This window comes from Pseudomonas sp. o96-267 (assembly GCF_003935465.1).
In the GTDB taxonomy this organism is placed as follows: Bacteria; Pseudomonadota; Gammaproteobacteria; order Pseudomonadales; family Pseudomonadaceae; genus Aquipseudomonas; species Aquipseudomonas sediminis.
On the sequence record NZ_RHQP01000040.1, the window covers coordinates 19,836 to 45,102 of the forward strand.

Below are 25,267 nucleotides of genomic sequence, written 5' to 3' on the forward strand. Positions count from 1 at the left end.
TCGCGTTAGACTTGCGCTCTTTCGACCAGCCAAGAAGCCCGCCATGGCCCTGCCATCGACCACCTACAAGATCGAACTGAACCTCACCGACATGGATCGCAGCGTTTATGAAAATCTGCGTTTCACCGTCGCTCGCCACCCGTCCGAGACCGAAGAGCGCCTGGCCGCGCGGCTGATCGCCTATGCGCTGTTCTACCACGAGCAACTGGCGTTCGGTCGCGGCCTGTCAGACGTCGACGAACCGGCGTTGTGGGAGAAGAGCCTGGACGACCGCGTGCTGCACTGGATCGAAGTCGGACAGCCCGACAGCGAGCGCATCACCTGGTGCTCGCGGCGTACCGAAAAATTCAGCCTGGTGGCCTACGGCAACCTGCGTGTGTGGCAGGGCAAATGCCTCGACCCGGTGCGCAGCCTGAAGAACATCAACGTGGTCGCTCTCGGCCAGGAGGCGCTGGCCGACCTGGCGCTGGACATGCCGCGTTCGCTGAACTGGAGCGTGATGATCAGCGATGGCGAGTTGTTCGTTACCGACGAGCGCGGTCAGCACGAGATTCCTATTGAGTGGCTCGCTGGCGAGCGTTGAAGCTGTAACCCGGTACGGTTCAGTTCCCTCTCCCCTCGGGGAGAGGGCTAGGGAGAGGGGGATTTCGGCGACTCGGTGTTGCAGGATGAACCCTCTCCCCCAGCCCCTCTCCCATAAATGGGAGAGGGGAGACAAGCCACTCCCATGCGAACATGAAGAAGTACCATGCGTATCGAAGCCCGTCCCTTACCCACACAACTGCCTGACCTGGGCAATCTGCCGCCTTTGCTGACCCGTCTCTACGCCGCCCGCGGTGTGCAGTCTGCCGAGGAGCTGGACAAGGGGCTGGCGCGGTTGATCCCGTACCAGCAGCTCAAGGGCATCGACGCCGCGGTCGAACTGCTGGTGCAGGCGCTTGAACAGCGCCAGCGCATCCTTATCGTCGGTGACTTCGATGCCGATGGCGCCACTGCCAGCTCGGTCGGTGTACTCGGTTTGCGCCTGCTCGGCGCGGCGCATGTGGATTATCTGGTTCCGAACCGTTTCGAGTATGGCTATGGCCTGACCCCGGAGATCGTTGCCGTGGCGCTTGAGCGCCAGCCCGACTTGTTGCTCACCGTCGACAACGGTATCTCCAGCGTCGACGGTGTGGCGGCGGCCAAGGCCGCCGGGCTGAAGGTGCTGGTCACCGACCACCACCTGCCTGGACCGGAGCTGCCGGCCGCTGATGCCATCGTCAACCCGAACCAGCCGGGCTGCGAGTTTCCGAGCAAGGCCATGGCCGGCGTCGGCGTGATGTTCTACGTGCTGCTGGCGCTGCGCGCGCGCCTGCGCGCGCCCGGCGGGTTCGCCGGCCGGCAGGAGCCCAACCTGGGCGAGCTGCTCGATCTGGTGGCGCTGGGCAGCGTCGCCGACGTGGTGCCGCTGGATGCCAACAACCGCATCCTGGTGCACCAGGGACTGGCGCGTATTCGTGCTGGCCGGGCAAGGCCGGGCCTGCGCGCGATTCTCGAAGTCGCCGGGCGCGATCATCGGCGTATCACCTCCACCGATCTCGGTTTCATCCTCGGCCCTCGGCTGAATGCGGCAGGGCGGCTGGATGACATGAGCCTCGGCATCGAATGCCTGCTCTGCGACGATGAGGCGCTGGCGCGCGACATGGCGGTGCAGCTCGACCAGCTCAACCAGGATCGCAAGGCCATCGAGCAGGGCATGCAGCGCGAGGCGCTGGCCCAGCTCAAGGATCTGTCACTGGACGACATGCCGTTTGGCTTGTGCCTGTTCGAGCCGGACTGGCACCAGGGCGTGATCGGCATCCTCGCTTCGCGCCTGAAAGAGCGCTATCACCGTCCGGCCATCGCCTTCGCCGATGCTGGCGAGGGCATGCTCAAGGGCTCGGCACGTTCGGTGCCGGGGCTGCATATCCGCGATGCGCTGGACGCCGTGGCGGCGCGTCATCCGGGGCTGATCAGCAAGTTCGGCGGGCATGCCATGGCTGCCGGGATGTCGCTGCCGCAGGAGAATTTCGGCGCCTTCGCCGTCGCCTTCGATGCCGAGGTGCGCCGCCAGTTGTGCGAGGACGATTTGACCGGTCGCCTGCTCTCAGACGGCCAGCTCGATGCCACTGAGTTCCACCTGGAACTGGCCCGCGCTCTGCGCAACGCCGGGCCCTGGGGCCAGCATTTTCCCGAACCGCTGTTCCATGGCGTGTTTCAGATCGTCAATCAGCGCATCGTCGGTGAGCGTCACCTGAAGCTGGTACTCAAGACCGAGTGCGGCAGCGTGCAACTCGACGGCATCGCCTTCAACATCGATCGCGAGGTCTGGCCCAACCCGACGCTGCGCTGGGCCGAAGTGGCATACAAACTCGACCTCAACGAGTTTCGTGGCAATGAAACGGTGCAACTGATGGTGGCGCATATCGCCCCACGCTGAGACGGGGCTGGCGCGGCTCAGTCCTCCAGCTTGGCCAGCACTTGACGCAGGCATTCGCGGTTTTCCTGCGAGCAGGACAGTATCGGCGCGCGTACCTCGTCGTGGGTTAGTTCCAGCAAGGCCAGGGCCGCCTTCACGGCTGCAGGATTGGCTTCGCTGAACGCCGCCTGCATCCAGGGCAGTAGACGGTAGTGCAACTGCCGGGCGCCTGGCAGATCGCCTTGCGCCACACGCTGCCGCATCTCCACGTAAAGGTCGGCGCGAATATGCGCCGACGCCGAGATGGCACCCGCGCCACCCAGGCACAGGGTATTGAAGATCTGCACGTCCTCGCCGGCCAGCACCTGTACCTGGCCATCGGCGATCAACGCCATGGTGGTTTCGGCATCGCCAGCGCAGTCCTTGATGGCCTGGATATTGGGATGGCGGACGATGCGTCGCAGCGTCTCGCGCTCGATGCGCACGCCGGTGCGGTAGGGAATGTCATAGAGCACCAGCGGCACTTCGGCGGCGTCGGCCAGCGTGGTGAAGAAGTGCTCCAGTCCAGCCTGCGACGGGCGAATGTAGTAGGGCGCCGGCACCAGCAGGCCGGCCAGCGGGCGGCGCTGGATTTCCCGTTGCTGATCGAGCAAAGCACTCAGATGGTTACCGGCCAGGCCCATGATCACGCGCTCTGCCGGTACGCGTTGGAGTACCGCATCCAGCACCGTCAACTGCTCGGCCTGGCTCAATGCGGCAGCTTCGCCGGTGGTACCGCAGACCACGAAACCCGCGACGCCGTCCTCCAGCAGCTTGGCCGTCAGTCGGTCGAGGCTGGCGAAATCGATCTCGCCATTATGAAAGGGGGTGACCAGCGCCACCCAGATACCTTGAAAAGCGGACATGCGAAAACTCCTTGCGACTGACCGTCTGGTCGCCGTCAGGGAGGGTGCGGGAATCGAGCGGGAGGGGAGATACAACCTGGCGCTTGTCCTGTCAGCCCATCTGACGGGACAGCGCCCCGGTCAAATGAGCGACTGTTTCTTGGATTTCTTGGCAACGGCGACGCACGCGCACTGGCAGGTAATGGAACCTGGGAGCAGTGCTGGGTGGTCGAAGGTGGCGTACATGGAAGAACAGCCCGTTGCGTGAATCGTCAGCTGATGGTGCTTGGCCACGCTGGCGGCTGTCAAGCGGCCCTGACGGTAATATCTGGAAGCATTCAGCTAGCTGCCGGGCCAGCGGCCGAGGCCTACACTCGGCGAGATTTCCTCAGGAGAATGCGCGATGAACACCCGTGGCTTGCTCGATCAACTGCTTAAATCCGGCCAGGAAATGCTGCAGCAGAAGGGTGGCGGCACCTCTTCGGGGCTTGGTGGCGCGCTGGGCGGCCTGCTCGGCGGCGGTTCAGGCAAGAGCGGTGGCAGCGATCTCGGCTCGATGCTCAAGGGCGCCGGTGGCGGTGCAGCGCTGGCCATGCTGCTGGGCAACAAGCGGGTGCGCAAGGTCGGCGGCAAGGTGGCGGTCTATGGCGGCCTGGCCGCGCTGGGCGTGTTAGCCTACAAGGCCTACGGCAACTGGCAGGCGCAGCAGGCTCAGCAGGGTGGGGCGCAGCCGGTCGAGCCGCAAACCCTGGATCGTTTGCCGGCGCCGCAAGTCGCGCAGCACAGCCGCGCCATTCTCAAGGCGCTGGTGGCGGCGGCCAAGGCTGATGGTCATGTCGACGAGCGTGAGCGTCAGTTGATCGAAGAGGAGTTGGGCAAGCTCGCGCAGGACGGCGAACTGCAGACCTGGCTGCACACCGAACTGAACAAGCCGCTGGACCCTGCCGATGTGGCGCGCGCCGCAGCGACCCCGGAAATGGCCGCCGAAATGTACCTGGCCAGCGTGCTGATGGTCGACGAAGAGCACTTCATGGAGCGCGCTTACCTTGAAGAGCTGGCGCGTCAACTACAGCTGGCACCTGCACTGAAGAGCGAGCTGGAAGCTCAGGTGCGTATCGAGGCGCAGCGCGTCTGACGCGCTGCCGCAGACCAAAAGATCATTCATCCTCGCACCCGGCTTGTTTTAGGCTGTTGGCCAATGACAAGAACGACACGCGAGGATGCTTATGTCGCAAGCGCCACTGGATGCCTATGACTATCTGATCGTCGGCGCCGGCCCAGCCGGCTGCCTGCTGGCCAATCGGCTTTCCGCCGACCCTGGCGTCAGCGTGCTGCTGATCGAGGCGGGTGGGCGCGACAACTATCCCTGGATTCACATCCCGGTCGGCTACCTCTACTGCATCGGCAATCCACGCACTGACTGGTGCTACAACACCGAGGCCGATCCCGGCCTGCATGGCCGCTCGCTGAAATACCCGCGTGGTCGTGTGCTCGGCGGCAGCTCCTCGATCAACGGCATGATCTACATGCGCGGCCAGGCTGCCGACTACGATGGCTGGGCCGCCGCGGGCAATCCGGGTTGGGCCTGGCGTGATGTGTTGCCGTTGTTCAAACGCTCGGAGAATCATTTTTCCGGCACCGGCGAACTGCACGGTGGCGACGGCGAGTGGCGGGTCGAGCGTCAGCGCCTGTCCTGGGAAATTCTCGAAGCCTTCCGTGGCGCCGCGGCGCAAAGTGGCATTGCCAGCGTCGAAGATTTCAACGCTGGAGACAACGAAGGCTGCAGTTACTTTCAGGTCAACCAGAAACGTGGCGTGCGCTGGAATGCCTCCAAGGCGTTTCTGCGAGATATCCGCCAGCGCCCTAATCTGCAGGTACTGACTGGCGCCGAGGCCGAGCGTCTGGAACTGGAGGACGGGCGCGCCAGTGCGCTGCACCTGCGTTGTCAGGGCCGTGCGCTGCGCGTTACGGCGCGCCGCGAGATCATCCTGTGTGCCGGTGCCATTGGCTCGCCGGCCTTGCTGCAGCGCTCCGGTATCGGCCCACGGCCGCTGCTGGAAAAGCTGGGCATCGGCGTCAGGCACGAGCTGCCAGGTGTTGGCAGCAACCTGCAGGATCACCTGCAGTTGCGCTTGATCTATCAGGTAGAGGGCGTGAAGACGCTCAATCGTATCGCGGCCACGCCCTGGGGCAAGCTGGGCATGGGCCTGGAATACCTGCTCAAGCGCAGCGGGCCGCTGTCGATGGCGCCCAGCCAGCTTGGCGCCTTCGCCAAGTCCGACCCCGGGCAGGCGCGCGCCAACCTGCAGTATCACGTTCAACCCTTGTCACTGGAGCGCTTTGGCGAGCCCTTGCACGACTTCCCGGCGTTCACCGCCTCGGTGTGCAACCTGCGCCCGCACAGCCGTGGTAGCGTCGAAATCGCCTCGGTCGATGCCAGCGTCGCCCCGCTGATTCGCCCCAACTACCTCAGTGACGAGCGGGATTTGCGTGTGGCCGCCGACGCCATTCGCCTGACCCGGCGTATCGTCGCTGCACCGGCATTGGCCGGTTACCGACCTCAGGAGTACAAGCCCGGCCCGGACTATCGCAGCGAGGAGGATCTGCAGCGTGCGGCAGGCGAGATCGGCACCACCATCTTCCACCCGGTGGGTACCTGTGCGATGGGGCAGGGGCGTGAGGCCGTGGTCGATGCCCGCTTGCGCGTGCATGGCATCGCCGGTTTGCGCGTGGTCGATGCGTCGATCATGCCGAGCATCACCTCGGGCAACACCTGCTCGCCGGTATTGATGATCGCCGAGAAGGCAGCGCTGATGATCACTGAGGACGCGCAGCCGCAACGACAGGCGACCCGGGTAACCGAGCCCGCGCTCAGCTGAGGCTGGTTTCCTGGCTGCTGTGGAATATCGCGCGGTTACGCCCACCGTGTTTGGCTTTGTACAGCGCCTCGTCAGCCAGTTGCAGGACGACGCTGAGCTCGATGTGGTCCTCAGGCCAGAGTGCTCCGCCGACGCTGCAGCCGATGCGCACCTCGCCGACTTCCAGCAGTACCGGCTGGCCGAGTGCGGTGATCACGCGCTCGGCCACCTGGTGGGCGTGATGCTGTGCATCCTGTCCCGGCACTTGCAGCACCATGAGAAACTCGTCGCCGCCCAGGCGCGAGACCATGTCGCCGTCACGCAGGCAGCCGCGCAGACGTTGGGCTACCTCCCGTAGCAGATGATCCCCTGCTGCATGGCCATGGGTGTCATTGACTGGTTTGAAACCATCGAGGTCGAGATAGAGCAGGGCCAGGCAGCCATGCTGCAGGCGGCTGCGTTGTTGGGCCTGAGGCAGAAATTTCTCCAGCGCCATGCGGTTGGGCAGGCCGGTCAGCGCGTCGTGGTGAGCGAGGCTTTCCATCATGCCCAGCGCGGTCTGCTGCAGGGTCAGGCTTTCCACCAGGTGACGGATGGATTGACTCAGCTGATGAATTTCACGGCTACCCCGCAGCTCGGGGATTTCGGTGATTTCACCCGCGCTGAGACGGTCTGCTGCGTTAGCGATGTCGCGCAGTGGCCGGGTGAAGTAGCTGCTGACCAGCCAGCCGATCACCGCGAATACCAGTGCCAGGCCGCTGCCCCAAAGCAAGATGCTTTGCAGCAGGTTCTGCGCTGGGGCATCGGCGACCTCGAGCGATTGCCGCGCCACCACTGTCCAGCCCAGCCCTGGGTAGTCCTGATGGCCCTGGCTCAGCGTCAGGCCGGTGAGGTAGTCGTTACCGTCCGGCCACTGCTGCACTTGCCAGCGACTTTGTCCAGGTTTCAGCCCTTCCAGTGCCGGTAACTCCAGTTTCTGACCGATCATTTCCTGCGGGCCAAGCAGGATGCCGCGATCCTGACCAATGACGAAGAATTCGACCATATGCCGATCCTGGCTCGGGCCGAGAATCGACTCGCGTACCTCGTCGGCCCAGGCCCAGGACAGGTGGCTGGCCAAAACGCCGGCCAGGCTGCCGTCGCTGGCGAAGATCGGCAGGCTGATGTCGACGAATTTCATCGCCTCGCCGCTTGGGTTGGGCAGCAGCTTGGCCAGCAGTACCGCTTCATGCACGTCACCGATGAACAGTCCGTTGCGCCCCTCCAGATAGACCGGCCTCTGCGCAATGCTGACGCTCTCCAATATGCCGTTGCTGGAGGCCAGCACCAGGCCGTGCGGGTCGGTGAAGCCGATCCAGGCGATGCTGGGGATTTCCTTCTGCAGGCTGTCGAGCAGGCGCTGCACCTCGGCGATGTCATCAGGCTGACGCAACGCCTGCAGATTGCCGAGCACCTTCAGCACCGCGGCGCGCGAGGCCATGTCGCGATCCAGGCGATCAACCATTGCGTAGGACACCTCGGCCATGTCACGGCCCACGTCCTCGCGAATCTGCTGGCTGGTGTACTGGCCGATCAGTGTGCCCAGAAGCCAGCTGAGGGCGCAGACCAGAAGGGCAACGAAGAGGGCGATATGGCTACGCATGCTTTGCGCTGGGGGCATGTTTTGATTCCCGGGTAGGCCACTGCAATCGGCTGTGTGACCAGTATAGTGCGCCGTTGATCCATTGAGCTGTGATCACCTGCCGATAGTGGGCTGCCAGCCTGGGCTGGCTCGGGTATAATCGCCGGCTTTTCCGTCCGATTTGCCGCGAGCGCCGACTACCATGGAAATCAATCCGATCCTCAACGCCATCAAGGACCTGTCCGAGCGAACCCAGTCAATTCGGGGGTATCTTTGACTACGATCACAAGCATGATCGTCTGGTCGAAGTAAACCGCGAACTGGAAGACGCCAGCGTCTGGAACAAGCCCGAGTACGCGCAAGCGCTGGGCCGTGAGCGCGCCATGCTGGCGCAGATCGTCGAAACCATCGACGACCTCACCGGCAGCCTGGTCGATTCCAAGGACCTGCTGGAAATGGCTGCCGAAGAAAACGACGAAGGCGCGGTGAGCGATATCGTCGCCGAAGTAGACCGCCTGCGCGAAATCCTCGAGAAGCTGGAATTCCGCCGCATGTTCAGTGGCGAGATGGACCCAAACAACTGCTATCTGGACATCCAGGCCGGTTCCGGCGGCACCGAGGCGCAGGACTGGGCCAACATCCTGCTGCGCATGTACCTGCGCTGGGCCGACAAGCGTGGCTTCGACGCCACCATCATCGAGCTGTCCGAGGGCGAGGTCGCCGGCATCAAGGGCGCCACCGTGCATATCAAGGGCGAGTACGCCTTCGGTTGGCTGCGCACCGAGATCGGCGTGCACCGTCTGGTACGCAAGAGCCCGTTCGACTCCGGCGCCCGTCGTCACACCTCGTTCTCGGCGGTGTTCGTGTCCCCTGAGATCGACGACAAGGTCGAGATCGACATCAACCCGTCCGACCTGCGTATCGACACCTACCGCTCCTCCGGCGCCGGTGGTCAGCACGTCAACACCACCGATTCGGCGGTACGTATTACCCACGTGCCGACCAATACCGTGGTGGCCTGCCAGAACGAACGTTCCCAGCACGCCAACAAGGACACCGCCATGAAGATGCTGCGGGCCAAGTTGTACGAGCTGGAGATGCAGAAGCGCAACGCCGCCTCGCAGGCGCTGGAAGACAGCAAGTCCGATATCGGTTGGGGTCATCAGATCCGCTCCTACGTGCTCGATGACTCGCGCATCAAGGATCTGCGTACCGGCATCGAGCGTAGCGACTGCCAGAAGGTTCTGGATGGCGATCTCGACCAGTATCTAGAGGCCAGCCTCAAGCAGGGCCTTTAACCGCAACCCTGTAGGAGCCAGCGTGCTGGCGATGCTCTTCGCGGCCAGCTGGCTCCTACCAAACCTCATTTGCATATACACGCCAGGCAGATAAAACGACCATGAGCGACCAACAACTCGACCAGAACGAACTGCAACAGGAAGAAAACAAGCTGATTGCGCTGCGCAAGGAAAAGCTTGCTGCCATCCGTGAGCAGGGCAACGCCTTCCCCAACGACTTCCGCCGCGACAACTACTGCGCCGACCTGCAGAAACAGTACGTCGACAAGACCAAGGAAGAACTGGAAGCCGCTGCCATTCCGGTCAAGGTTGCCGGGCGCATCATGCTCAACCGCGGCGCTTTCATGGTCATTCAGGACATGACTGGCCGTATCCAAGTCTACGTCAACCGCAAGACCTTGCCGGAAGAAACCCTGGCAGCGGTCAAGACCTGGGACATGGGCGACATCATCGCCGCCGAAGGTACCCTGGCCCGTTCTGGCAAGGGCGACCTGTACGTCGAGATGACCAGCGTACGTCTGCTGACCAAATCGCTGCGTCCGCTGCCGGACAAGCATCACGGCCTGACCGATACCGAACAGCGCTATCGCCAGCGCTACGTCGACCTGATCGTCAACGAAGAAGTGCGTGACACCTTCCGGGTGCGTTCGCAGGTCATCGCTCATATCCGCAAGTTCCTTGCCGAGCGTGACTTCCTCGAGGTGGAAACACCGATGCTGCAGACCATCCCTGGCGGTGCCGCAGCCAAACCGTTCGAGACCCACCACAACGCGCTGGACATGGCCATGTTCCTGCGCATCGCGCCGGAGCTGTACCTCAAGCGCCTTGTGGTCGGTGGTTTTGAAAAGGTCTTCGAGATCAACCGCAACTTCCGTAACGAAGGCGTCTCGACCCGGCACAACCCCGAGTTCACCATGCTCGAGTTCTACCAGGCCTACGCCGACTACGAAGACAACATGGACCTGACCGAGGAGCTGTTCCGCGAGCTGGCTCAGGCTGTTCTCGGTAGCACCGACGTGCCATACGGCGACAAGGTGTTCCACTTCGGCGAGCCGTTCGCGCGCCTGTCGGTGTTCGATTCGATCCTCAAGTACAACCCCGAGCTGACCGCTGCCGACCTGCAGGATGTCGACAAGGCCCGCGCCATCGCCAAGAAGGCTGGCGCCAAAGTGCTTGGCCATGAAGGCCTGGGCAAGCTGCAGGTGATGATTTTCGAAGAGCTGGTGGAGAGCAAGCTGGAGCAGCCGCACTTCATTACCGAGTATCCGTTCGAGGTATCGCCGCTGGCCCGCCGCAACGACCAGAACCCCAACGTCACCGACCGCTTCGAGCTGTTCATCGGTGGCCGCGAGATCGCCAACGCCTACTCCGAGCTCAATGACGCCGAAGACCAGACCGAACGCTTCCTGGCCCAAGTGGCCGAAAAAGACGCCGGTGACGACGAAGCCATGCACTACGACGCCGACTTCGTCCGCGCTCTGGAGTACGGCATGCCGCCTACCGCCGGTGAGGGCATCGGCATCGACCGCCTGGTGATGTTGCTGACCAACTCGCCGTCGATCCGCGACGTCATCCTGTTCCCGCACATGCGCCCGCAGGCTTGATGCCAGACAGAAAGCCGCCTTCGGGCGGCTTTTTGCTATTTGTCGTTATGCATTTCGCGGCGATTTCGCTGGGTGCCTGGCCTGGAAGCGAAACGGAGCCTTTTGCTTGCATGTCCAAGCCATTACTCTCCCTGTCATAACTAGAACGTAGAGGGTCGACCCACCGTGAGCTCCGTGTCTGCGCCCCCCAATGCCACACAGGCAGCCAACGCTGTCGCCGAAAGTGTCCAGTATCAGGGCCGCAAGGCCAGTCGCCAGGGCAGTGAGCAGCGCCGCCAGGCGATTCTCGATGCCGCCATGCGCATCATCGTGCGCGATGGCGTGCGCGCCGTGCGTCACCGCGCGGTGGCGGCCGAAGCGCAGGTACCTCTGTCGGCCACGACCTACTATTTCAAGGATATCGATGATCTGATCACCGATACCTTCGCCCAGTTCGTCGAGCGCAGCGCCGCGCAGATGGCGGCGTTCTGGAGCGGTACTCAGGGTGCGCTGGAGGCGATGGTCGGGCGTCTGGATGGCAGCGAGCAGGCACGCAGGCAACTGGCCGATGAGATCGCCGGGCTGGCGGTGCAGTACGTGCAGCGCCAGTTGTGTGAGCGTCGTGATCACCTGATCGCCGAGCAGGCGTTTCAGCAGGAAGCCTTGCTCAATCCACGACTGCGCGAGCTGGTGCGAGCTCACCGGCAGATCCTGCAGCAGGGTGTCACCCACTTTTTCGAAGTGCTGGGTTCGCGCCAGCCCGAACAGGATGCCGTGCTGTTGACGGCCGCCATCGTGCGGATGGAGTATCAGGGCCTGCTAGACGGCATAGAGCACTTGGACAGCCAAGGAATGCTGGCCATCCTTAAGCGTTACATGAATCTGGTTCTGGGGTTGTAAACCGTCGATCATCGGGTCGAACGGTCTTCACAAGGAGAGCGTAATGAAAGCCTGGCGCGCATTGGTCGCCCTGTCCTTCCTGCTGTTGAGTGGCTGCCTGGTCACCTTCAAGGACCCGATTCCGGCCAACGAGGCTGCGCCCATACCGCTGCTGGGCGTATGGACCCGGCAGGACGAGTGGGGCGATCAGTTGTTTCTGGAGATCACCCGTGCCGGCTCCAATCTCTACCTGGCGCGCATTTACGAAGGTAGCGCGGACAACCTCGGCAGCCTCGAGGAGTTCGGCTTCACCGTCGCTCACCATGGTCGCCGCTGGTACCTCTCCGCGGGCTTGCCGAAGAGCCTGGGCGCCAACTTCGCCATCGCCGGTTTCGAGTTGACCAAGGACAACGAACTGGTGCTGTACAACCTCGACACCGACCGCATTCTTCAGGATATGGAAAAGGGCCTGCTGCAAGGGCAGACCGTTTCCATGCCCGAAGCTGATGGTGCATTGATCACCAGCCCGCTGGACAAGGTGTTTGCCTATCTCGACGACCCGGCCAATGCCGACCTGTTCGTCGAGGTGGCGCGTTATCAGCGAGCCGCCGAGTAGGAACTGCAATGAATAGCCAGCAAAAACTGGACGACTATCAGCTCTGTATCCGTGCCCTCAGTGACCGCATCGTCGATGCGCAAACGCCCATCCGCGTACTCGATGCGGTGAAGTGGGATGATGGCATCCGTGATGGCTTTCTCAAGGCCAAGGGCAAGCAGCCGCCAGCCGTGGATCGCGACTACTACCTGAGTCGACCGCTGGCTTTCGATGCCACTGCGAAGAAGTTGGAATTCCAGAACATCGAGCGCGACATCACCCGTCAACTTGGCCAGTTCAATCCGGTCGGGCAGATCATGCGGCGCATGTGCAAGGAATACCGCATGGTCATCCGCATGCTCGAGGCGCGTGGCACCGAGGACTTCGGCCTGATCAGCCAGGAACTGTATGGCGCTGCCTCCGACGCCTTCCATGCGGGTGATCCGACCTTGGCCGATCTCGGCCTGATGCTTTCGGACTACCTCAACAACATCGCCGCGCGTGGCGACCTGGAAGACGAGGCCAAGACCCTCGGTGCCAGTGATGCGGTGAACATCCTGCAGCAGCGCCTGGCTGGCGTATTTGGCGACGAAACCATTCGTGTGTTCGAGTCCGACGGTATTCTCGCCGATGCCGCCGCTGGGGCCGACTACATCAAGATCCGCAGCGACGCGCGTTTCAACGAGCGTGACGTCAAGGCGCTGGAGGTGCACGAAGGTCTGGTGCATGTCGGCACCACGCTCAATGGGCTCAACCAGCCGATCTGCACGTTTCTGGCCAAAGGGCCGCCCTCATCGACGGTGACCCAGGAAGGTTTGGCCATTCTCATGGAGGTGATCGCCTTTGCTTCCTACCCCACGCGTTTGCGCAAGCTGACCAACCGCACCCGCGCTATCCACATGGCCGAAGAGGGCGCGGATTTTCTCGAGGTATTCGAGTTCTTCCGCGAGCAGGGCTATGGCCTCGAAGGCGGCTACAGCAACGCCAGCCGGGTGTTCCGTGGCTCCTTGCCGACGGGCCTGCCGTTCACCAAGGATCTTTCCTACCTCAAGGGTTTCATCCTCATCTACAACTACATCCAGCTGGCGGTGCGCAAGGGCAAGCTGGAGCAGATTCCGCTGCTGTTCTGCGGCAAGACCACCCTGGAAGACATGCGCACGCTGCGCAAGCTGGTGGATGAAGGACTTGTGCAGCCACCCAAGTATCTGCCGCCGCAGTTTCAGGACATGAACGCGCTGTCGGCCTGGATGTGCTTCTCCAACTTCCTCAATCACTTGAGCCTGGATCGCATCGAAGCGGACTACGCCAATATCCTTTGATCGCAGTCCGGTAGGGTGCGCGGCGCGCACCGCTGCCGTAGCCCGGATGAAATCCGGGAAGCCTTGGAGACCGTCCCGTGCCCAGCCATCAACTCGAATACGAAATCCTCGGCGCTTCGGCGCAATCGGTGGAGATCATTCTCGACCCCGGTGAGACGGTGATCGCCGAAGCCGGGGCGATGAACTACATGACCGACGGCGTGCGCTTCGAGACGCGCATGGGTGATGGCTCGTCAAATGGTCTGCTGGGCAAGCTGTGGAGCGTCGGCAAGCGCATGCTCACCGGTGAGTCGCTGTTCATGACCCACTTCAGCAATGCCGGCAAAAGTCAGGCACGGGTCGCCTTCGCCGCGCCTTATCCGGGCACCGTGGTGCCCATCGACCTGGCAAAGATCGGCGGTCGCTTGATCTGCCAGAAAGACGCCTTTCTCTGCGCCGCGCATGGCACCAGCATCGGCATCAGCTTCGCCAAACGCCTGGGCGCCGGTTTTTTCGGCGGCGAGGGCTTCATCCTGCAGAAGCTCGACGGTGACGGCCTGGCTTTCGTGCATGCTGGCGGCACCGTGATCCGCAAGGAGCTGAACAACGAAACCCTGCGCCTGGACACCGGTTGCCTGGTGGCTTTCAGCAGCGGTATCGATTACGACATTGCCCTGGCTGGCGGCCTGAAAAGCATGCTTTTTGGTGGCGAAGGCATTTTGCTGACCACGCTCAAAGGTACCGGTACGGTGTGGATTCAGAGCCTGCCGTTCTCGCGCCTGGCCGAGCGCGTCTATGCGGCGACCGTTCAGGCTCGCGAAGAGGTGCGCGCCGGTGGCAAGTAGCCTGCGGGCGCTGGTGTTGCTGCTGGCCAGCCTGTGGCTGGCTGGTTGCAGCGGCCTGCTGTTCTACCCGGAACCAGGGCTGCCGATTACCCCGGAGCGTGCCGGGCTGGAATACCGCGACATCGAGCTGCGCGCCGCCGATGGCACGCGTTTGCACGCCTGGTGGCTGCCTGCCAAGGCTGGGGTGAGGGTCAAGGGCACGGTACTGCACCTGCATGGCAATGGCGGTAACCTGGCATGGCACCTGGGCGGCGTTCACTGGCTGCCGGAACAGGGCTATCAGGTGCTGATGCTGGATTACCGGGGGTATGGCCTGTCCGCTGGCAAGCCGCGTTTGCCCGAGGTTTACCAGGATATCGACGCGGCCTTCACCTGGCTCGATCAGGCGCCGCAGGTACAGGGCACGCCGCTTTTCGTGCTCGGGCAGAGCCTCGGCGGCGCCCTGGCCGTGCATTACCTGGCGCAGCATCCTGAGCGCCAATCGGCCTTGCAGGCCATGGCGCTCGATGGTGTGCCGGCCAGTTATCGCGATGTGGCTCAGCATGCGCTTAGCACGTCCTGGCTGACCTGGCCGCTACAGGTGCCGCTGTCCTGGCTGGTACCGGACGGCGACAGCGCGATTCGCAGCATCGAGCAACTCGAAGGTGTGCCCCTGCTGATTTATCACAGCATTGACGATACGATCGTGCCGCTTTCCAATGGCCAGCGCTTGTATCAAGCTGCGCGTCCGCCGCGCGCCTTTCAGGCGACCCGTGGCCCGCACGTGCAAACCTTTGCCGAGCCCGCCTGGCGCCAGTCACTGCTGGCGTTCTTCAGTGCGCCGCAGGCTTTTGTCGAGCGCCAGGCGCCGACCATCGAATCCGCAACAGAGAGTCCGCAATGACCGAACGCAATCCTATCCCTCTGATCCTCACAGGTGTCGCCAGTATCGTTGGTACCATCGGTGTGCTCTGGTTCTACGGCTATGTGCATTTCGCCAAACCGGAGGATGCACTGCTGCTCTCCGACTTCACCATGCTCAAGACCATTCCCGGCGAGGACTACAAGGTCTCGCTGAAACCGGCCGATCAGGTGGCGCAGTGCATCGATGGCGTGCTGGTGTTGTTCGATCTGCAGCAGAAAGGGCTGACTGGCGTGCTGGTGGACAACAAGAAGCAGGCTGTGCGTTGCATCGGTCAGGAAACTCCGGCGCTGGAGCAGTAAGGCAAAACGCTTACGTAGGGTGTCGCGGGGCCGCCTAGGCCGTGCGTATCGAAACGTCGGCGTGAGTCTCGGTTGCACCAAAAAAGAAACCCGCCTGATGGCGGGTTTCTTCATTGCAGCGGTGCTATCAGGCGCCGGCAGACGAGCGCGGAGCGACCGGCTGGTTGTCGTTGGAGATGGTCACCTCCACGCGACGGTTCTGCGCACGACCAGAGTCGCTGGAGTTGTCCGCGACCGGATACTCCTTGCCATAACCCTGGGCGACGATGCGCGTCGGCTCCACGCCGGCGCGAATCAGTGCGCGACGGACGGATTCGGCGCGACGCTCGGACAGACCCTGGTTGTAGCTGGCCGAGCCGACGCTGTCGGTATAACCCTCGACGATCACCTGACGCTCCGGGTTTTCCTGGAGAAAACGCGCCAGTTGGGTGACGTTGGGCAGCGCGCTGCTCTTCAGTTCGGCCTTGTTGAAGTCGAACAGAACGTCACCGAAGGTCACCAGCGTGCCGCGTTCGGTCTGCTTGGCGTTGAGGCTGTCCTGCAGCTTGCGGATCTGTGCGTCGCGAGCATCGAGCAGAGCCTGGGCGCGCTGCGCCGAGGAGTTCTTCAGCTCGGCTTCGGCGTTACGCAGCACGATGGTCTGCTTGGCCACGTCGACGCGCTTGTTGGTCAGGTAGGCCAGCTGGTCGACCTTCTTCTCATCTTCCTTTTCCATATAGGCCTTGTCGGCCTTGTTCAGCCATTCCTGGGCTTCCTTGGTTTCCAGCGCCGCGACCTTGCTCGCCTGCGGATCGCTCTGCAGTGAGGAGAAGTTGCTACGCGCCGACTCCAGGTTGGCGTTGGGCTGGTGCGAGCAGGCGGCCAGGCCGACGCTCAGGGCCAGAAGGGCGGGGATCATCACGTGTTTACGCATGGCGTTCATCCTTTGATCTGTCAGCGAATGGGTGGGGTGCATGGCGCTCACTGAGCGTTACGCATGCCTTCCTCACGCAGTTCCTGAACACCCTGGCGGGCGTCCTGCAATGCTTGTTCGGCTTTGGCGGCCTGAGCCTTGCGCTCGGCGAGACGAGCATCCCATTCAGCCTGTTCGGCCAGGCGGCGGGCTTTCTCGTACTCTTTCTCATGCATGGCCAGTTCGGCCTCTTTGAGCTTGTCCTGCGCAGACTTCATTTCTACGGCAGCAAACTCGGTACCACCGGCGCTGATCGCCGAGTTCACGGCCGATTGCGTCACGGCATATTGCTCGCTGGGCGGGTTACCCGCGCAGCCAGCCAGTACCAGGCTGCTACCCAGTACCAAGGCGGCCAGTTTGATCCCGTGCAGGCGGCTGCGCGGGGCTTTTTCGGTATGGGTCTTCATGGCGGCTAACTCCATTTGAAACACTCCTATGAACGACGATATCCGTAGCGATTGGCCTCTCGTGTTGTCCGTCTACCAAAGGTGTTGGTGATGTCGGCTGGTCACGATGGCCTGTAAGTGGGACCGGCCGGTTTTTCGAATAGTTCAGAAAAAAACACAGTCTGCTTATGGCTTTCTGGATGACTGGTTAGTCAACTATTGGCGTATGGAAAGGCCTCGGCGTGGTTTTTTATGCGCACCTAGAACGCTCCTAAACCCTTCTATATAGGTGGTTTTATGGGTTTTTTCGGGGTGAGGTAGGCCGGCGCGCCAGCGCATCGGCGAAGGCGGAGGGAGGTGCTGCATCGATGCAGAGATGGCTGCTCGGCAGGCGTGTTATCAGCCTGAGCGTCCGAAATTGAACAATATGTCGAACACGACGGCCCGTTCAGGGCGTCAATGGCTCGTCTCTTTGCTCGTGTCACTCAGTTCGCGCAGGTATTTGCGCGACAGCGCCAGGAAACGTGGCGTCGGACCGACGTCCTCGTACAACGGGTCGCCTTGCTCGTCCAGCGCCACCACTTTGTTGCCGCGCACGTAAGGCAGGCTGGCCTCGAGTTCCTCGAGCGCCGCGCCGATCAGCTCTCCGAGCAGTTCCTCGCTGTGATGCTTGGGGTACATCTCGGTGAGCGCCGCCAGGCGTGCTGCCGATTCGATATCCAGGTGGATGTGATAACGAGTCGGTGTCAGGTGGCCCTTGGCATTTTGTTCCCAGTGTTTTGCCAGTTCGCGAATTCTCATGTCGTAGCTCCTCACAGGTGGCGCTGGCGGTGCCCATTGGCGAAACCGCAGCGCCCATCGACAAGCCTAGACCCAGCACGCAGGCTCGCCCTGGTGCACGTCGCACCCTTGTAAGAAGTTGGCGCGCTGGGCACTCTGTTGACACTGGATAGGAGAAGGAGTGCGACATGGCGGAAATCGATGCGCGCCTGCGTGAAGAGGTGCACCTGCTCGGCGAGTTGCTCGGGCATACCATCAGCACCCAGCTGGGCGACGAGTTTCTCGACAAGATCGAACGCATACGCAAGTCGGCCAAGGCCGGTCGTCGTGGCTCTGCCGCGGGTGCCGAGCAGTTGACCAGCACTCTCGGGGACCTGGATGACGACGAACTGCTGCCGGTGGCGCGGGCCTTCAATCAGTTCCTCAACCTGGCCAATATTGCCGAGCAGCAGCACCGTGTGCGTCGTCGCCGTGCCGGTGAGCCCGAGCCGTTCGAGCTGCGTGTGCTCGACGAGTTGCTCGAACGTCTGCTCGCCGCCGGGCAGGGCAGTGATGAGCTGGCGCGTCAGTTGGGGCGCCTGGACATCGAACTGGTGCTGACCGCACACCCGACCGAAGTGGCGCGGCGTACCCTGATCCAGAAATACGATGCTATCGCCGCGCAACTGACGGCACTGGATCACAGCGATCTATTGCCAACAGAGCGTGAACGCATCGCCCAGCGTCTGCAGCGGTTGATCGCCGAGGCCTGGCACACCGAGGAAATTCGCCGCAGTCGGCCCAGTCCGGTAGATGAGGCCAAGTGGGGCTTTGCCGTCATCGAACACTCGCTTTGGCAGGCCGTGCCGCAGTTCCTGCGTCGTGCTGATCAGAGCCTGCAGGCCGCCACCGGCTTGCGTCTGCCGCTGGAGGCTGCGCCGATTCGTTTCGCCTCGTGGATGGGCGGCGACCGTGACGGTAACCCCAATGTCACCGCGCGCGTGACCCGTGAGGTGTTGCTGCTGGCGCGCTGGATGGCCGCCGATCTCTACCTGCGCGACGTCGACAACCTGGCCGCGGAGCTGTCCATGCAGCAGGCCAGTGACGAACTGCGCGCGCAGGTAGGCGACAGCGCCGAACCGTACCGTGCACTGCTCAAGCAGTTGCGCGAGCGCCTGCGCGAAACGCGCAGCTGGGCGCAGCAGGCGCTCACTGCCGATGTGGCGCCCAGCGCTGCAGTGCTGCGCGACAACCATGATCTGCTGGCGCCACTGCAGCTCTGCTACCAGTCGCTGCATGCCTGCGGCATGGGCGTGATCGCCGATGGTCCGTTGCTCGATTGCCTGCGCCGGGCAGCCACCTTCGGTCTGTTCCTGGTGCGTCTCGACGTGCGTCAGGATTCCTCCCGGCACGCGGCCGCGATGTCGGAAATCACCGACTATCTTGGCCTCGGTCGCTACGCCGAATGGGATGAAGAGACGCGCCTGAGCTTCCTCCAGCGTGAGCTGGAAAACCGCCGGCCACTGCTGCCAAACGACTATCGCCCCTCGGCCGATACCGCCGAAGTGCTCGCCACCTGCCGTGAGGTGGCTGCCGCTCCTGCCGCCTCGCTGGGCTCCTACGTGATCTCCATGGCAGGTGCCGCCTCCGACGTGCTGGCCGTGCAACTGCTGCTGAAAGAGGCCGGGTTGCGCCGGCCGATGCGGGTGGTGCCACTTTTTGAAACCCTGGCCGATCTTGATCATGCCGGGCCGGTGATCGATCGCCTGCTGGGGTTGCCCGGCTATCGCGCGCGCCTGCATGGCCCGCAGGAAGTGATGATCGGTTATTCCGATTCGGCCAAGGACGCCGGTACAACCGCCGCAGCCTGGGCGCAGTACCGCGCTCAGGAGGAGCTGGTGCGTCTGTGTCGCGAGCATCAGGTCGAACTGCTGCTGTTCCATGGTCGCGGTGGCACCGTCGGCCGTGGCGGTGGCCCCGCTCACGCGGCCATTCTGTCGCAACCCCCTGGCTCGGTGGCGGGGCGGTTCCGCACCACCGAGCAGGGTGAAATGATCCGCTTCAAGTTCGGCCTGCCGGATATCGCCGAGCAGAATCTCAACCTCTATCTGGCTGCAGTGCTGGAAGCCACGCTACTGCCACCGCCAGCACCGGAGCCGAGCTGGCGGGCGATGATGGACCGCCTCGCCGATGCCGGCGTGAAGGCTTATCGCGACGTGGTGCGCGAGCATCCGCATTTCGTCGAATATTTCCGCCAGGCCACGCCGGAGCAGGAGCTCGGCCGCTTGCCGCTGGGCAGTCGCCCGGCCAAGCGGCGCGAAGGCGGTGTGGAGAGCCTGCGGGCCATTCCGTGGATCTTCGCCTGGACGCAGACGCGCCTGATGCTGCCAGCCTGGCTCGGCTGGGAGCAGGCGCTGGGGCAGGCGCTGCAAGGCGGTGATGCTGAGCTGCTGAAAAGCATGCGCGAGCAATGGCCATTCTTCCGCACCCGCATCGACATGCTGGAAATGGTCCTGACCAAAGCGGATGCCAATATCGCCGCCCTGTATGACGAGCGTCTGGTCGAGCCGGCCCTGCAGCCGCTGGGGGCGCAGTTACGCGACCTATTGTCGCAGGCGTGCGCTGCCGTGCTGGAATTGACCGGGCAGTCTCGGCTGCTTGCGCACAATCCGGAAACCCTGGAATCGATCAGCGTACGCAACACCTATCTCGACCCGTTGCACCTGCTGCAGGCCGAGCTGCTGGCGCGCTGCCGGCAACGTGAACAGGCGCCGGAGAGCCCTCTGGAGCAGGCGCTGCTGGTCAGCGTGGCGGGTATCGCCGCGGGTTTGCGCAACACCGGTTGAGGGGCAAATGGTGCTGGCCAACGCATGCCTGGCCAGCGCCTCATGCCGGGTCCAGGGCGTCAGGAGGAGGGTTTTTATCCGACTTTTGGCGGCTTGTGCGCCTGGGGTGCGCTGTGTATCTTGAGCAGCCTTTTGGCCGCTACGGCTGCCGCACTACATTCAAGAGATTGGCCCCACGAGGCGAGTCCGACCGATTACTACATAACTCTTGAGGAGCACATCGATGCGCGTGATTCTGCTGGGGGCGCCCGGTGCCGGCAAAGGTACCCAGGCTCGCTACATCACCGAGAAATTCGGCATTCCGCAAATCTCCACTGGCGACATGCTGCGTGCTGCGGTCAAGGCTGGCACCGAACTCGGCCTGAAGGCCAAGAGCGTGATGGATGCTGGTGGTCTGGTCTCCGACGACCTGATCATCAATCTGGTCAAGGAGCGCATCGCTCAGGCCGATTGCGCCAATGGCTTCCTGTTCGACGGCTTCCCACGCACTATTCCGCAAGCCGAAGCGCTGCGTGATGCTGGCGTCGCTCTTGATCACGTGGTCGAGATTGCCGTGGAGGACGAAGAGATCGTCAAGCGTCTGTCTGGCCGTCGCGTTCACCCGGCTTCCGGCCGTGTCTACCACATCGAGTACAACCCACCGAAGGTTGCCGGCAAGGACGACATCAGTGGTGAGGAACTGGTCCAGCGCGAAGACGACAAGGAAGAAACCGTGCGTCATCGCCTGTCCGTCTATCATTCGCAGACCAAGCCGCTGGTGGACTTCTATCAGAAGCTCTCCGCTGCATCCGGTACCCCGAAATACAGTCATATCCCGGGTGTCGGCAGCGTCGAAGAAATCACCGCGAAGACCCTGGCAGCCCTGGGCTGAGTCCAGCTCGCCGAGTGTCATCGCAACAAGGCCCCGAAAGGGGCCTTGTTCGTTTATGGAACCTGATACGTTCTGGTCGCTCTCAAGCATGGCCGCGCAATGCGGGCCGACTAATATCGACGATGCAGCCTCCGGCCGGCGCCGGGGCGTGTCGATAACCTATAAGGAAGAGGGCATTCAATGACCGAGAAACGCATCTGGCTGGGCCTTGCGGTATCGCTGCTGGCCACTCCGCTGGCATTTGCTGACAGCAAAGAAGATTGTTCCGTCGCCGAATTCACCATGGGTTTGCGCTTTCAGCAGCAGTCCGCTGAGGTTCAGGCGCTGCAACTGCAGGCCTACAACATCGCCACGGAGAAGCTCGACAAGGCTGTGGCGGCGGCGAAGGATCCCTCGAAGCTGGCCATCGTCACCGACCTCGACGAAACCGTGATCGACAACAGCGCATTGCTGGCGCGCGATCTGGCCAACTGTCATCAGTACGATGCCTGGGACACCTGGCTGCCATGGGAACGTGACGGTACGCCTGAGCTGATCCCAGGCGCGAAGAAGTTTCTCGAGCATGCCGACAAGCTCGGCGTGACCATCCGCTACGTCTCCGATCGTGCCGACGAGCAGAAGAAATACACCCTGGCCACCCTGAGCAAACTGGGCCTGCCGCAGGTATCGGAAGAGAGCGTGCTGCTGCTCGGGCCGCCCAAGGTCGAGCGTCGCGCCATCGTCAGTGCCGATCACCAGATCATCATGCTGCTGGGCGATACGCTGCATGATTTCGATGCGCGTTTCCGCAAAACGCCGCTCGATGCGCAGCGCAAGACCGTTGCCGAAGAGTCGGACAAGTGGGGTGTGGAGTGGATCGTGTTCCCCAATGCCGGATACGGCACCTGGTCCAAAGCGCCGCTCAAAGGTTGGGATGCCGAGCCGGTAGTCGAGCCCTGGTAAGACAACGCCGATCCCCGTCGGTCGCTCGGCGCAAGTCGGGCGCCGACATGGTGCTGGAAAAAATGTCGTCGAGCCGGTCTAATGCCGGCTCTTTTTTATTCAGCTGTCCGAATGCAATGACCACTCTCCTGGCCCTCGATACCGCCACCGAAGCCTGCTCCGTCGCGCTGCTGCATGATGGTCGCGTGCTCAGCCACTACGAAGTCGCCCCGCGTATGCACGCGCAGCGTCTGTTGCCGATGATTCAGCAACTGCTGGGTGAGGCGGGTATCGCCGCTTCGGCACTCGATGCCATTGCCTTCGGCCGTGGTCCGGGTGCGTTCACCGGGGTGCGTATCGCCATCGGCGTGGTACAGGGCCTGGCCTTTGCACTGGATCGACCGGTGCTGCCAGTTTCCAATCTGGCCGTGCTGGCCCAGCGCGCGCTGCGTGAGCAGGGCGCGACTCAGGTTGCCGCCGCCATCGACGCGCGCATGGACGAGGTTTACTGGGGTTGCTACCGCGCAGAAGCCGGCGAGATGCGCCTGCTTGGCCAGGAAGCGGTGTTGCCGCCGGAGCAAGCTGAAGCGCCGCGTGGCAGCGATGGTGAGTGGTTCGGCGCCGGCACGGGCTGGGGCACCTTCGCCGCGCGTATCGCCCTCAGGCCTGTTGGCATGGATGGCAGCTTGCTGCCGCATGCCGAAGACTTGCTGAGCCTGGCTCGTTTTGCCTGGGCGCGTGGCGAGGCGTTGCCGGCTGATCAGGCGCAACCGGTGTACCTGCGTGATCAGGTCGCCACGCCGAAAGCACCGCCGGCATGACAGCTGGTCGGATGCTTGACGTCAGTATTCTCTTGGCATTTGCCAACGACGCAGGCCGCCGCTACATTGCCAGCACTGTCCCTTGTTCAGCCGAGCCCACCGAGCAGTCCTAGATGCGGATCGACGGTTACTTACCCTCCTACTCGCCAGATCGTGGCCCCCGTTCGGGCACCGCGGTCACGCCCTATCGCGAGGCGCAGCGGGAGGTCGAGGCTCAGCGTGAACAACCGGCTGCACCCGCCAGTAGTCAGGGGCTGGAGCAGGCGCCGCAGATTCGCCGCGTACAGGCCAGCAGCAGTAACACCGACAGCCTGCCGACCCGGTCGCAGGATCTCGGTTATCAACAGCCTGCGCTGAGCAACCGTGCTGCACAGGCGTTGGCCAGCTACAGCACCACCGCCGCTTACGCCAGCGATTACGATGCGCAGGAAGTGCTCGGGCTCGATCTCTACGCGTAACCCCGTTTCACACCCTCTCAGCCAGGCCCGCTAAACCGATCGATGAGCGCTGCGCTTCCCTATTACCTCGGTTGTCCATCCTGGAGCGAAGCGGCCTGGCGCGCCACGCTGTATCCGCAGGATACCCGCCCAACCGAGTTTCTCAGTCGCTACACCGAGGTATTCAACGCGGTGGAGGGCAACACCACGTTCTATGCCAGGCCCAGCGAGCAAACGGTGGTGCGCTGGGCGCAGGCCATGCCGGCGCACTTTCGGTTCTGCGCCAAGTTGCCGCGCGATATCAGCCATAGCGAGGATCTTTGCCAACAGCTCGACGAGGTCGCGCAGTTCCGCCAGCTGCTGGCGCCGCTTGGCGCTCGGGTTGCGCCTTACTGGCTGCAACTGCCGGCCAGCTTCGGCCCGTCGCGGTTGGCGGAGCTCGCGGCGTTCATCGAGCAGTGGGGAGACTGGCCGCTGGCGATAGAGGTGCGCCACCCGGAGTTCTTCGCCAAGGGCGATGCCGAACGTGTGCTCAATCGCCTTTTGCACGAGCGTGGTATAGAGCGCATCTGTCTGGATTCGCGTGCGCTGTTCAGTTGCGATTCGCAGGAGCCCGCCGTGCTGCATGCGCAAGCCAAGAAACCGCGCTTGCCGACTCGGCCTACCGCGTTCAGTCAGAGCCCGCAGTTGCGCTTCATCGGCCATCCCGAGTTGCTGGCCAACGACCCCTTCATGCTGCCCTGGCTGGACAAGGTTGCCGGCTGGATCGAGCAGGGGTTGCGCCCTCATGTCTTCGCCCATACCTCGGACAACCGCCTGGCACCGGAGCTGGCGCGGCGTTTTCATGAGCAGCTGATGCAGCGCCTGCCTGGCTTGCCCGAACTGCCGGTGTTGCAGGCGGAGCCGGAACTGGAGCAGCTTGGCTTACTCTGATGGAGCATGGATATGCTGATACGGATAATCGGCCGTTTGCTGTTTCTCTCCGTGCTACTGGGCTCGGCGTTGCTGGTAGCGCTGTGGCGTGGTTGGGTGGATGTGGCGCCGCGTTACAACCCCTGGGCGCCGCTGGACGTGCGAGAGACGCCGAACCTGCTGACCTCCTTCAAACTCTGGCGCCTGAGCGAGGATCGTGAGCTATGCGACCTGGCCCTGGCGACTTCTGACCTGCGTTTTACCCGTCTGCCCGACAGTACGCCGCATCCTGGCTGCCCGATTGAAAACGCCGTGCGTATTCAGGGGGCCAGCGTTGGTCTTAGCAGCAGTTTCATGGCTACCTGCCCGTTGGCGGTGAGCTTCGCTTTGTTCGAGCGACATGGCTTGCAGCCGGCTGCGCAGGCGGTGTTCGGCCAGCCGGTCACCCGTGTCGAACACGTCGGCAGTTTCGCCTGTCGCAGCATTGCTGGCAGTCAGCGGCCCAGCCAGCATTCCTATGCCAACGCGCTGGACATGGTCGGCTTCCGTCTGCGCGACGGCCAGCACATCAGCGTGCTGCGCGACTGGCCGGGGCAGGGCGACAAGGCGCGCTTTCTGCGCCTGGTACAGGAAGCGGCCTGTGACAGCTTCAATGTCACTCTGGGGCCTGAATACAATGCTGCGCACCGCGATCACTTTCACGTGGACATGGGCATGTGGCGCATGTGCCGCTGACGCGCTTGCGATCTGTAGGGGGGGGGGGGGCCCCCCGCCCCGCCCCGGGGGGGGGGGGGCGCCCCGCCCCGCACCCCCAGCGCCGGGTGGATATAAATAAGAGAGGAGGGGAGGAGGGTTGTTAAA

At 63.0% G+C, this 25,267-nt stretch carries 24 protein-coding genes; 19 read left to right on the top strand and 5 right to left on the bottom strand.

Going from position 1 to position 25,267, the window contains the following annotated elements; translation table 11 throughout:
- The first annotated feature begins 43 nt into the window (after positions 1–43).
- Together EGJ86_RS21630 and recJ are read left to right on the top strand one after the other, a co-directional pair.
- Positions 44–583 (top strand): YaeQ family protein, encoded by a 540-nt coding sequence (locus EGJ86_RS21630; RefSeq protein ID WP_072425875.1) that lies wholly within the window; start codon positions 44–46, stop codon positions 581–583.
- 165 nt (positions 584–748) lie between these two features.
- Entirely contained in the window at positions 749–2,458 is a 1,710-nt protein-coding gene (gene recJ, locus EGJ86_RS21635; RefSeq protein WP_125836584.1) for a single-stranded-DNA-specific exonuclease RecJ, read from the top strand.
- Between the two features lie 17 nt (positions 2,459–2,475).
- On the opposite strand, the gene dapA is transcribed toward recJ, so the two are convergent.
- Positions 2,476–3,342: a 4-hydroxy-tetrahydrodipicolinate synthase gene (gene dapA / locus EGJ86_RS21640; RefSeq protein ID WP_125836585.1), complete on the bottom strand. Its 867-nt coding sequence runs from the start codon at positions 3,340–3,342 to the stop codon at positions 2,476–2,478.
- Between the two features lie 382 nt (positions 3,343–3,724).
- On the opposite strand from dapA, the gene EGJ86_RS21645 reads away from it, so the two are divergent.
- Entirely contained in the window at positions 3,725–4,456 is a 732-nt protein-coding gene (locus EGJ86_RS21645; RefSeq protein ID WP_125836586.1) for a tellurite resistance TerB family protein, read from the top strand.
- Positions 4,457–4,547: 91 nt separating this feature from the next.
- Positions 4,548–6,200: a GMC family oxidoreductase gene (locus tag EGJ86_RS21650; protein ID WP_125836587.1), complete on the top strand. Its 1,653-nt coding sequence runs from the start codon at positions 4,548–4,550 to the stop codon at positions 6,198–6,200.
- On the opposite strand, the gene EGJ86_RS21655 is transcribed toward EGJ86_RS21650, so the two are convergent.
- Complete coding sequence (locus EGJ86_RS21655) at positions 6,193–7,839, bottom strand: GGDEF domain-containing protein (protein ID WP_125836588.1); 1,647 nt, start codon at positions 7,837–7,839, stop codon at positions 6,193–6,195. The two genes, EGJ86_RS21650 and EGJ86_RS21655, sit on opposite strands and share 8 nt — an antisense overlap.
- A gap of 163 nt (positions 7,840–8,002) precedes the next feature.
- Here EGJ86_RS21655 and prfB point away from each other — a divergent pair.
- The 8 genes from prfB to EGJ86_RS21695 all read left to right on the top strand — a co-directional run bounded on the left by prfB (position 8,003) and on the right by EGJ86_RS21695 (position 15,501).
- Positions 8,003–9,098, top strand: a protein-coding gene (prfB, locus tag EGJ86_RS21660) for a peptide chain release factor 2 (RefSeq protein ID WP_099525772.1) whose coding sequence is annotated in 2 segments (ribosomal slippage) — positions 8,003–8,074 and positions 8,076–9,098 — 1,095 coding nt in all. Because the reading frame shifts where the segments join, the coding sequence is not laid out codon by codon here.
- A 101-nt stretch (positions 9,099–9,199) separates the two neighbouring features.
- Positions 9,200–10,702 (top strand): lysine--tRNA ligase, encoded by a 1,503-nt coding sequence (gene lysS / locus EGJ86_RS21665; protein ID WP_125836589.1) that lies wholly within the window; start codon positions 9,200–9,202, stop codon positions 10,700–10,702.
- A 165-nt stretch (positions 10,703–10,867) separates the two neighbouring features.
- Positions 10,868–11,581 (top strand): TetR/AcrR family transcriptional regulator, encoded by a 714-nt coding sequence (locus EGJ86_RS21670; protein WP_099525770.1) that lies wholly within the window; start codon positions 10,868–10,870, stop codon positions 11,579–11,581.
- A 43-nt stretch (positions 11,582–11,624) separates the two neighbouring features.
- Positions 11,625–12,176, top strand: coding sequence for a hypothetical protein (locus EGJ86_RS21675; RefSeq protein ID WP_099525769.1), 552 nt, complete (start codon positions 11,625–11,627; stop codon positions 12,174–12,176).
- A gap of 8 nt (positions 12,177–12,184) precedes the next feature.
- Complete coding sequence (locus tag EGJ86_RS21680) at positions 12,185–13,474, top strand: flavohemoglobin expression-modulating QEGLA motif protein (RefSeq protein ID WP_106734401.1); 1,290 nt, start codon at positions 12,185–12,187, stop codon at positions 13,472–13,474.
- A gap of 77 nt (positions 13,475–13,551) precedes the next feature.
- Positions 13,552–14,298: a TIGR00266 family protein gene (locus EGJ86_RS21685; protein ID WP_099525767.1), complete on the top strand. Its 747-nt coding sequence runs from the start codon at positions 13,552–13,554 to the stop codon at positions 14,296–14,298.
- Positions 14,288–15,181: an alpha/beta hydrolase gene (locus EGJ86_RS21690; RefSeq protein ID WP_106734402.1), complete on the top strand. Its 894-nt coding sequence runs from the start codon at positions 14,288–14,290 to the stop codon at positions 15,179–15,181. The genes EGJ86_RS21685 and EGJ86_RS21690 overlap by 11 nt, the downstream gene beginning before the upstream one ends.
- Positions 15,178–15,501 (top strand): hypothetical protein, encoded by a 324-nt coding sequence (locus EGJ86_RS21695; protein ID WP_099525765.1) that lies wholly within the window; start codon positions 15,178–15,180, stop codon positions 15,499–15,501. The genes EGJ86_RS21690 and EGJ86_RS21695 overlap by 4 nt, the downstream gene beginning before the upstream one ends.
- A gap of 127 nt (positions 15,502–15,628) precedes the next feature.
- Here the strand turns inward: EGJ86_RS21695 and EGJ86_RS21700 are convergent, their stop codons facing one another.
- From EGJ86_RS21700 to EGJ86_RS21710, 3 genes are all read right to left on the bottom strand, one after another.
- Entirely contained in the window at positions 15,629–16,414 is a 786-nt protein-coding gene (locus EGJ86_RS21700) for an OmpA family protein (RefSeq protein WP_106734403.1), read from the bottom strand.
- Between the two features lie 47 nt (positions 16,415–16,461).
- On the bottom strand, positions 16,462–16,875 hold the full coding sequence (locus tag EGJ86_RS21705) for a DUF4398 domain-containing protein (protein ID WP_177429678.1): 414 nt from the start codon (positions 16,873–16,875) through the stop codon (positions 16,462–16,464).
- A 420-nt stretch (positions 16,876–17,295) separates the two neighbouring features.
- Positions 17,296–17,640: a pilin assembly protein gene (locus EGJ86_RS21710; RefSeq protein ID WP_106734405.1), complete on the bottom strand. Its 345-nt coding sequence runs from the start codon at positions 17,638–17,640 to the stop codon at positions 17,296–17,298.
- 167 nt (positions 17,641–17,807) lie between these two features.
- Between EGJ86_RS21710 and ppc the strand changes: the two genes are divergently transcribed.
- The 7 genes from ppc to EGJ86_RS21745 all read left to right on the top strand — a co-directional run bounded on the left by ppc (position 17,808) and on the right by EGJ86_RS21745 (position 25,141).
- Positions 17,808–20,444: a phosphoenolpyruvate carboxylase gene (ppc, locus tag EGJ86_RS21715; RefSeq protein ID WP_125836590.1), complete on the top strand. Its 2,637-nt coding sequence runs from the start codon at positions 17,808–17,810 to the stop codon at positions 20,442–20,444.
- Positions 20,445–20,667: 223 nt separating this feature from the next.
- The gene (adk, locus tag EGJ86_RS21720) at positions 20,668–21,315 is read left to right on the top strand and encodes an adenylate kinase (RefSeq protein ID WP_125836591.1); all 648 of its coding nucleotides are present in this window, start codon (positions 20,668–20,670) and stop codon (positions 21,313–21,315) included.
- Positions 21,316–21,495: 180 nt separating this feature from the next.
- Positions 21,496–22,257 (top strand): 5'-nucleotidase, lipoprotein e(P4) family, encoded by a 762-nt coding sequence (locus EGJ86_RS21725; RefSeq protein WP_125836592.1) that lies wholly within the window; start codon positions 21,496–21,498, stop codon positions 22,255–22,257.
- A 116-nt stretch (positions 22,258–22,373) separates the two neighbouring features.
- Positions 22,374–23,057, top strand: a complete 684-nt coding sequence (gene tsaB, locus EGJ86_RS21730) for a tRNA (adenosine(37)-N6)-threonylcarbamoyltransferase complex dimerization subunit type 1 TsaB (protein WP_099525758.1) — start codon at positions 22,374–22,376, stop codon at positions 23,055–23,057.
- Positions 23,058–23,170: 113 nt separating this feature from the next.
- Positions 23,171–23,515 (top strand): hypothetical protein, encoded by a 345-nt coding sequence (locus EGJ86_RS21735; protein ID WP_106734408.1) that lies wholly within the window; start codon positions 23,171–23,173, stop codon positions 23,513–23,515.
- A gap of 42 nt (positions 23,516–23,557) precedes the next feature.
- Positions 23,558–24,427 carry a DUF72 domain-containing protein gene (locus tag EGJ86_RS21740; RefSeq protein ID WP_125836593.1) on the top strand — a complete coding sequence of 290 codons (870 nt, stop codon included), beginning with the start codon at positions 23,558–23,560 and terminating at the stop codon, positions 24,425–24,427.
- A 12-nt stretch (positions 24,428–24,439) separates the two neighbouring features.
- Positions 24,440–25,141, top strand: coding sequence for an extensin family protein (locus EGJ86_RS21745; protein ID WP_125836594.1), 702 nt, complete (start codon positions 24,440–24,442; stop codon positions 25,139–25,141).
- Positions 25,142–25,267 lie beyond the last annotated feature (126 nt).

What these genes read in the sequence shown, in the direction of transcription:
- EGJ86_RS21680 (WP_106734401.1), top strand. Translation starts at nt 12,185, where the DNA reads ATGAATAGCCAGCAAAAACTGGACGACTATCAGCTCTGTATCCGTGCC.
- EGJ86_RS21630 (WP_072425875.1), top strand. Translation starts at nt 44, where the DNA reads ATGGCCCTGCCATCGACCACCTACAAGATCGAACTGAACCTCACCGAC.
- EGJ86_RS21655 (WP_125836588.1), bottom strand. Translation starts at nt 7,839, where the DNA reads ATGCCCCCAGCGCAAAGCATGCGTAGCCATATCGCCCTCTTCGTTGCC.
- recJ (WP_125836584.1), top strand. Translation starts at nt 749, where the DNA reads ATGCGTATCGAAGCCCGTCCCTTACCCACACAACTGCCTGACCTGGGC.
- EGJ86_RS21645 (WP_125836586.1), top strand. Translation starts at nt 3,725, where the DNA reads ATGAACACCCGTGGCTTGCTCGATCAACTGCTTAAATCCGGCCAGGAA.
- EGJ86_RS21745 (WP_125836594.1), top strand. Translation starts at nt 24,440, where the DNA reads ATGCTGATACGGATAATCGGCCGTTTGCTGTTTCTCTCCGTGCTACTG.
- lysS (WP_125836589.1), top strand. Translation starts at nt 9,200, where the DNA reads ATGAGCGACCAACAACTCGACCAGAACGAACTGCAACAGGAAGAAAAC.
- EGJ86_RS21705 (WP_177429678.1), bottom strand. Translation starts at nt 16,875, where the DNA reads ATGGAGTTAGCCGCCATGAAGACCCATACCGAAAAAGCCCCGCGCAGC.
- EGJ86_RS21725 (WP_125836592.1), top strand. Translation starts at nt 21,496, where the DNA reads ATGACCGAGAAACGCATCTGGCTGGGCCTTGCGGTATCGCTGCTGGCC.
- EGJ86_RS21695 (WP_099525765.1), top strand. Translation starts at nt 15,178, where the DNA reads ATGACCGAACGCAATCCTATCCCTCTGATCCTCACAGGTGTCGCCAGT.
- tsaB (WP_099525758.1), top strand. Translation starts at nt 22,374, where the DNA reads ATGACCACTCTCCTGGCCCTCGATACCGCCACCGAAGCCTGCTCCGTC.
- ppc (WP_125836590.1), top strand. Translation starts at nt 17,808, where the DNA reads ATGGCGGAAATCGATGCGCGCCTGCGTGAAGAGGTGCACCTGCTCGGC.
- EGJ86_RS21675 (WP_099525769.1), top strand. Translation starts at nt 11,625, where the DNA reads ATGAAAGCCTGGCGCGCATTGGTCGCCCTGTCCTTCCTGCTGTTGAGT.
- EGJ86_RS21710 (WP_106734405.1), bottom strand. Translation starts at nt 17,640, where the DNA reads ATGAGAATTCGCGAACTGGCAAAACACTGGGAACAAAATGCCAAGGGC.
- EGJ86_RS21735 (WP_106734408.1), top strand. Translation starts at nt 23,171, where the DNA reads ATGCGGATCGACGGTTACTTACCCTCCTACTCGCCAGATCGTGGCCCC.
- EGJ86_RS21650 (WP_125836587.1), top strand. Translation starts at nt 4,548, where the DNA reads ATGTCGCAAGCGCCACTGGATGCCTATGACTATCTGATCGTCGGCGCC.
- EGJ86_RS21740 (WP_125836593.1), top strand. Translation starts at nt 23,558, where the DNA reads ATGAGCGCTGCGCTTCCCTATTACCTCGGTTGTCCATCCTGGAGCGAA.
- adk (WP_125836591.1), top strand. Translation starts at nt 20,668, where the DNA reads ATGCGCGTGATTCTGCTGGGGGCGCCCGGTGCCGGCAAAGGTACCCAG.
- EGJ86_RS21700 (WP_106734403.1), bottom strand. Translation starts at nt 16,414, where the DNA reads ATGCGTAAACACGTGATGATCCCCGCCCTTCTGGCCCTGAGCGTCGGC.
- dapA (WP_125836585.1), bottom strand. Translation starts at nt 3,342, where the DNA reads ATGTCCGCTTTTCAAGGTATCTGGGTGGCGCTGGTCACCCCCTTTCAT.